The sequence below is a fragment of the Synergistaceae bacterium genome (assembly GCA_017450125.1).
Classification (GTDB): Bacteria; Synergistota; Synergistia; order Synergistales; family Aminobacteriaceae; genus JAFUXM01.
In genome coordinates this window covers 78,916-85,913 of sequence record JAFSWZ010000033.1, presented here as the reverse complement: position 1 = coordinate 85,913, position 6,998 = coordinate 78,916, and the positions used below count along the sequence as shown (strand labels likewise).

The window sequence follows — 6,998 nt, the reverse complement described above, 5'->3', positions numbered from 1 at the left end:
CCCGTAGATGTCCGCAACAACGCGATACTTCATGCAGGGCCGATTATCCGTCCGATTGACCCGGACAACGGCAAGTTCGAGATGGTCTCGGTAGGGCCGACCACGTCGATGCGAATGGAGAAGTTCGAGTACGATTTCGTGAAGACGACGGGCGTGCGCGTAATTGTCGGCAAGGGCGGAATGAAGGAGAACACCTCCAACGCGTGCAAGGACTTCGGGTGCATACACTGCGTTATTCCTGCGGGGAATGCTGTTGTGGCGGCGGTGTGCGTTGAAGAGATTGTGCGTGCGGAGTGGCGTGACTTGGGGATGCCCGAGACGCTCTGGAACTGCCGCGTTAAGGAGTTCGGGCCGCTGATTGTGTCGATTGACGCTCAGGGACGCAACTACTTCGAGGAGAAGAAGGTAGAGTACAACCAGCGCAAGGAAGAAATTGCGGAGGAGATCTGCAAGCAGGTTGGGTTCATCAAGTAGCAGGCACCTCTTGTAACGATAGAGGCCGGGTGCTCTCGTATGGGGGTGCCCGGTTTTTGCTGTATACTGCTAGCTATTACGTTCAAGGAGGGAAAATCTCATGATTACTTTTTCGCTGAACAACGGCATCACAGTTCCCGCAGTCGGTTTCGGGACGTACAAGGCATCCGCAGAAGCGATAGGTCTCGCAATTGAGGCGGGCTGCAGGTACTTCGACACAGCGTCGTTTTACGGCAACGAAGGGATGTTAGGCGCGGCTCTTAGGGACAGCGGCCTTCCCCGTAAAGAGTTCCTCATAGCCTCAAAGGTCTGGAAGACGGATCTCGGGTACGCGGAAACTCTTGCGGCATTCGGGAGGACGCTTGAGGCACTCGGGACAGATTATGTTGATGCATACCTGATACACTGGCCGAGACCTGACCTCGTGCGTACGGACTGGCGGGAGCTCGACCGCGAAACGTGGCGGGCAATGGAGGAGCTGTACAGTGCGGGGAAAATCCGTGCACTTGGCCTGAGCAACTTTCACCCGCACCACGCAGAGAACATCATCAGGGATTGCGCGGTAATGCCCTCAGTCGCACAGCTGGAGTTTCATCCGGGATATATGCAGGCTTCCGCAGTGAACTATTACCATGAGAGAAAGATTCTCGTTCAGGCATGGAGCCCAACAGGAAGGGGAAGGGTTGTTGACGACGTACTCATTCAGGAGCTCGCGGCCAAGTACAAGGTCAGCCCCGTTCAGGTGTGCCTTGCGTTCTGCGTCAATGAAGGAGTTATGCCCCTGCCGAAAGCATCAACGCTCGGGAGGATACGCGAGAACCTCGAGGCCTCGAACATTACGCTTGAGCGAGAAGACATCATGAGGCTGGAGAACATGCCGCCGATGGGCTGGAGCGGTGAACATCCTGACAGAGAGCGCGTGAAGATAGTATAATTCAGGTCATCCCGTAAAAATTCCAGTGAGGAGGAATCTGAATCATGAGTGAAGAATTTGTGCGCAAAGATATTCATGACATCGAGATGCGCAGGCTTGATGAACGTGTTGACGCGGCAGTTTTACGCATAGAAGCGAGGACTGAAGCCTCGATTGCCAGGATGGAAGCATCGTTCGAGGAGATGAAGGCTCAGAACGCGGCATTCAGGGAGCACGTAACGAATGAGCTGGTCGGCATGAGGTTGGAGATACAGGACGTACGCGGCGACATCAGGGGGCTTCGCGGTGAAATGTCAGCATTGAGTTCAAAAGTTGACAACATAAGCCGCAATGTTGCACTGATAATGACGATAGCTGGTCTTGCAATCTCAGCAGTAACTATATTGATTCAGTTCTTAAAGTAACCGGCCATGAGTGAGAAATTCTTATTGCTTCCCGTTCTTCTTCCTGCACTTGCCGCATTGATGATACCCGCGATAAATTTCACCAGCCGCACAGCCCGCAACATCTTCACAGAATGCGCCGTGCTCCTGAACACCGCAGTGATTGCCCTGCTCGTCATCTATCCTCCCGCAAAAACCCTCATCCTCTTTCGGATGTCCGAACGTGCCGCCTTCGCGCTCAGCCTTGACGGTCTCGGAATGGTCTTCGCCGTGCTCATCGCTGTTCTGTGGCCGCTAACGACTCTTTACGCCTTCGAGTACATGAGCCACGAGCACAGAGAGGCTTCGTTCTTCGGATGGTTCGTGCTGACGTACGGGGTTGTTGCCGGAATTGCTCTCTCCTCGAACCTGCTGACGCTCTACCTGTTCTACGAGGTCATGACCCTGACGACGCTGCCCCTCGTGATGCACGAGATGGACGGCCGCGCGCGTTACGCCGGACGCAAATACCTCATCTACTCCGTCGGAGGTGCGGCGTGTGCGTTCATTGCGCTGACCTACACGATGTCTCAGGGCGGAGGAGAGTTCTTCACGCTCGGAGGCACTCTCGGCGTGTGGCCTAACGAGCCGTCGAGTATGCTGCTGTGGGCATGGTTCTTGGGCTTCTTGGGCTTCGGGGTAAAAGCGGCTGTGTTTCCGTTTCACGGCTGGCTTCCGAGCGCGTCGGTTGCTCCGACTCCTGTTACCGCGCTCCTTCACGCTGTAGCCGTCGTCAAGGCAGGAATCTTCGCGGTGATTCGCCTGACGTGGTACGTGTTCGAACCCGAGACTCTCGCTGGGACGTGGGCACAGTGGGCGGCGTTCGCGATGGTGTGCATAACGATAATTTACGGCTCATCAATGGCACTCGCAACACAGCACCTCAAACGCCGGTTCGCCTACTCGACGATTAGCCAGCTCTCGTACATCCTGCTCGGAGTGTTGCTGCTCACGCCTGAAGGCCTCGTCGGAGCATTGACCCACATGGGAGGGCACGCCGTGATGAAGATTAATCTGTTCTTCTGCGCAGGGGCTGTGCTCTGCCAGACAGACAGAGAATACCTCTTCGACATGCGCGGGCTCGGTCTCGGAATGCCGAAAACTTCTCTTGCGCTGTTAGTGTCGGGGCTCGCGCTGTGCGGGCTTCCTCCGTCGGCGGGGTTCATGGGCAAGTGGGAGCTCGGTATTGCGGCGGCGGCCAAGTCTCCGCTCGGTCATGCAGGAGTCGCTATGCTGGCGGTTTCCGCAGTGCTCACAGTGCTCTACATCTTCTCCATCTTCAGCATCTTCATCATGCCGGGCAAGAATTTCGACTTCAAGACAGCGAATCAAGGCGTGAAAGACCCGGGCAACGAGATGCTTATACCGCTTGGGATTCTTGCCGCCGGAGCGTTCCTGTACGGGCTGTACTCTGAGCCCCTGATAGAGTTCTTCACGAGGATCGCTCACGGAATAATCTAGCTGCAAAAATTAAGCCCCTCCTGAAAATTCGGGAAGGGCTTTTTTGCTGATGATTAGTCGAACGCTGTCTGTATGACGATAGGACTAACGATTACTCCGCTAGTAGAGCTATGATGCCCGCCGTCTACGGTTACCTGCCAGCCTTGCGAAAAATTTCTGTACCGCCACTCATTTCGGCCGACACTCTCTAAGCCGGGAATACCATACGCATTGATGATTGCCTGAGCGAACTCCTGAGGGAGCATTTCACCAGCTCCGAAGTCAGACATTGAGAACCACAACCTTGTTACGCGCATGTCATCATCTACATGTATACGGCCGTCGAAATAAATTCCGAGTACACGGTCATCGAAAAAAGTTCTCTTCTTGAAGCCGAGCTTGTCAACTTCCGACAGCAAATCCCCCAGCTTCCCCGAGAAGTTCTTGAGGCCAGCATAACGCCCCTCCGCCCGATCAACACTGAAGCTCTTGAAGTCCGTGCCCTGTCCCTCGAACTTGATGGCGAGATTATTCATAAACTCACGGTTAAGCCACAGAGTAAAAGGCAGTTTCCCCTGAGCAACTCCCCATGACACGATGTCCAGCAGAGACATTTTCTGTCCGAGCTGAAGCCCCTTGATTTTCGGGCCGAAGCCTCCCTCGTTGTCCTTATAGGGGTCAATGCATAACGCCGCCGAAGCCATGAGCAACACTACGCAGAATGCCGCCGCTATGCATATGGATCTATTCTGTGATGTTAGGGGAAATTTCAGACAATAGGGTGCTGTGCTGTGCTGTGCTGTGCAAATATTATGCGGCATAAACGCAGTCATGTCAATACCTCTTTTGCTGAAAGTTTGACAAATTATAGCACAGGGACGTGATATAATCTCTTCATTGCGCCTGTAGCTCAGCGGATAGAGCGTCGGCCTCCGGAGCCGAAGGCCAGGAGTTCGAATCTCCTCAGGCGCGCCATCATTCAGACATTAACAGCCTCGTCCACCTTAAAAGGGCGGGGCTTTGTGTTATTATACGGACATCCACAAAAAACACAGGAGGAACGTTTCATCATGAAAGACGGAAGCATTTACGTACCATTTGACCAGCGCACAGGCGGAGAGTCCGCAGTGTTCTTCACGCGTGATTTGTCGTCGGAAGGCCTCAGGAAGATTTATGCGCGCATTGCTCAGGTTCTCAGCGGCAAGATAGCAATCAAGCTCCACACAGGCGAACCCAACGGCCCGAACATTATCCCCAGAGCGTGGGTGAAAGACCTCATCACCGAGAACCTCCCCTCAGCTCACATCGTCGAGACCAATGCGTACTACGAGGCCGCACGCCACACGACAGCTCTTCACCGCGAGACCATAAAGACAAACGGCTGGACTTTCGCGCCCGTTGACATTATGGACGAGCACGGAACAGCAATGCTCCCAGTGAAAGGCGGGCACTGGTTCACGGAAATGTCCGTCGGCAAGGGAATGCTGGATTACGACTCGCTTCTGGTTCTGACGCACTTCAAGGGCCACGCGATGGGAGGCTTCGGAGGTTCGGGAAAGAACATCGGCATAGGCTGTGCGGACGGCAAAATCGGGAAGGCAATGATTCACACGACACCCGGCCAGCCCAACCAGTGGGACATAAACGAAGAGGAGTTCATGGAGCGCATGATGGAGTCCGCGAAGGCTACGGTTGACCATTTCGCGCCGCGCATCGCGTTCATCAACGTAATGCGTAACATGTCGGTATCCTGCGACTGCGAAGGCATTTACGCCGAGCCCGTCGTAACCCCGAACGTCGGAATCTTGGCCTCGCTGGACATTGCCGCAATCGACACAGCCAGCGTTGATCTGGTGTACGCAATGCCCGAGAAATACCGTCATGCACTCGTCGAGAGGATAGAGTCCCGGCACGGACTGCGCCAGCTCTCCTACATGCACGAGCTCGGAATGGGCAACACTCGCTACAGCCTCATAGACATCGACAACGGAGACGCGAAAATCTCGCAGTCAGAGGCAGTGAAGCACGTAAAGCCTTTCGAGGGTTAAGGGATGCTCGGCGCAATAGCAGGGGACATCATAGGCAGTCCCTACGAGTTCAAGCGCAACAACATCAAGACGACAGAATTTCCGCTGTTCTCGGCACGTTCACGCTTCACGGACGATACGCTGATGACCTGCGCAACAGCGTGGGCATTCATCGAGACAGTCCCGAAACGCGGAGAAGTTCCCGACAAGAAGGCTTTTGCTGAGACTTACATCAACTGTATGCATGAACTTGGCCACGCTTATCCTTTCGTGGGTTTCGGCGGAAAGTTCGTGCGCTGGCTGTTGCACAAAAGCCGTGAGCCTTATGGGAGCTTCGGCAACGGCTCTGCAATGAGAGTTTCTCCTGTTGCGTGGGCGTTCGACGACCTCGAGACGGTAGAGATATTCGCTGGAATAACGGCTATGGTTACTCACAATCACCCTGAAGGCATAAAGGGAGCACAGGCCACAGCATCAGCTATCTTTCTCGGACGTTCCGGCAACAGCAAGGAGCAGATACGCGACTTCATCACGGAGAGATACGGCTATGACCTCACGAGGACGCTCGACGAGATACGGCCGGGCTACGAGTTCGACGCGACGTGTCAGGGAAGCGTGCCCGAAGCAATTACGGCCTTCCTCGAGGGGGAATCTTACGAGGACACGGTCAGGAAAGCAGTATCAATCGGCGGAGACAGCGACACGATAGCCTGCATTGCGGGTGCAATCGCCGAAGGTTTTTACGGGAGCGTGCCGAAAGATATTGCTCACGAGGCTCTGTCGAGGCTGGATGACAACATATGCCACATCTTGTCCGAATGGTATACATGGATGGGAGGAGAAAAGTAGATGTTAGGCGCAATAGTCGGTGATGTCGTGGGAAGCCCGTTTGAGTTCGACCGGCACAGAAGAGAAGCACACAGCAGGGATTACCCGCTCGTGTCAGACTGGTCATACGCGACGGACGACTCGATTCTCACGCTCGCAGTTGCAGAGGGCGTAATGGACTCGATGCCCCGTCGCGGCGACAAGACTACCCCCGAAATCTTCGCGGAGAAAGTTTCCGCCTCAATGCGAAAGTACGGCCGGAGGTATCCTGACGCTGGCTACGGAATACGCTTCATGGACTGGCTTGCACACGATGACCCTCAGCCCTACAACAGCTGCGGGAACGGCTCGGCAATGCGCGTGTCGCCTGTGGGCTGGGCATTCGACACCCTCGAGGAGACGGAACGCTTCGCGGAAGCCAGCTCGGCAGTCAGCCACAACCACCCCGAAGGCATCAAGGGAGCTCAGGCGACGGCAGGGTGTATCTTCCTCGCGCGCACAGGAGCAGCAAAGCAGGACATCCGACACTACGTCGCGGAACGTTACGGCTATGACCTCTCGCGAAGCATCGCCGAGATTCAGCAGACGTACTACCACGTTGAGACATGCCAGCAGACAGTACCCGAAGCGATTACGGCCTTCCTTGAGGGCGAGAACTTCGAGGATGTTACGCGGGGTGCGGTGTCGCTGTGCGGGGACGCGGACACTCTGACGGCAATAGCCTGCTCGATAGCTGAAGCCTTCTACGGGATTCCTGACGGGATAAGTGCTATGGTTCTGCCGAAGCTCGAGAGGTGCGGGCACGACTTAGTTGAAGTTCTGGAACGCTGGGAGAAGTGGAGAGCGTAAAAATAATGGGAGGCCTTAGTCTGG

At 55.2% G+C, this 6,998-nt stretch carries 8 protein-coding genes and 1 tRNA gene; 8 read left to right on the top strand and 1 reads right to left on the bottom strand.

From position 1 onward, the window contains the following. From ttdB to IJT02_07310, 4 genes are all read left to right on the top strand, one after another. On the top strand, positions 1–474 hold a 474-nt coding region (gene ttdB, locus IJT02_07325; GenBank protein MBQ7544739.1), incomplete at its 5' end, for a L(+)-tartrate dehydratase subunit beta. A gap of 100 nt (positions 475–574) precedes the next feature. Further along, positions 575–1,408 (top strand): aldo/keto reductase, encoded by an 834-nt coding sequence (locus IJT02_07320; GenBank protein MBQ7544738.1) that lies wholly within the window; start codon positions 575–577, stop codon positions 1,406–1,408. A gap of 44 nt (positions 1,409–1,452) precedes the next feature. Continuing rightward, complete coding sequence (locus IJT02_07315; GenBank protein ID MBQ7544737.1) at positions 1,453–1,812, top strand: hypothetical protein; 360 nt, start codon at positions 1,453–1,455, stop codon at positions 1,810–1,812. A gap of 6 nt (positions 1,813–1,818) precedes the next feature. Beyond that, entirely contained in the window at positions 1,819–3,291 is a 1,473-nt protein-coding gene (locus IJT02_07310) for a hypothetical protein (GenBank protein ID MBQ7544736.1), read from the top strand. Positions 3,292–3,344: 53 nt separating this feature from the next. Here IJT02_07310 and IJT02_07305 read toward each other — a convergent pair whose 3' ends face one another. After that, the gene (locus IJT02_07305) at positions 3,345–3,974 is read right to left on the bottom strand and encodes a hypothetical protein (protein ID MBQ7544735.1); all 630 of its coding nucleotides are present in this window, start codon (positions 3,972–3,974) and stop codon (positions 3,345–3,347) included. Between the two features lie 195 nt (positions 3,975–4,169). On the opposite strand from IJT02_07305, the gene IJT02_07300 reads away from it, so the two are divergent. The 4 genes from IJT02_07300 to IJT02_07285 all read left to right on the top strand — a co-directional run bounded on the left by IJT02_07300 (position 4,170) and on the right by IJT02_07285 (position 6,974). Further along, a tRNA-Arg gene (locus IJT02_07300) sits at positions 4,170–4,245 on the top strand. A 95-nt stretch (positions 4,246–4,340) separates the two neighbouring features. Beyond that, positions 4,341–5,318, top strand: a complete 978-nt coding sequence (locus IJT02_07295) for a DUF362 domain-containing protein (GenBank protein ID MBQ7544734.1) — start codon at positions 4,341–4,343, stop codon at positions 5,316–5,318. 3 nt (positions 5,319–5,321) lie between these two features. Further along, entirely contained in the window at positions 5,322–6,146 is an 825-nt protein-coding gene (locus IJT02_07290; protein MBQ7544733.1) for an ADP-ribosylglycohydrolase family protein, read from the top strand. Further along, complete coding sequence (locus tag IJT02_07285; GenBank protein ID MBQ7544732.1) at positions 6,147–6,974, top strand: ADP-ribosylglycohydrolase family protein; 828 nt, start codon at positions 6,147–6,149, stop codon at positions 6,972–6,974. Positions 6,975–6,998: the final 24 nt, after the last annotated feature.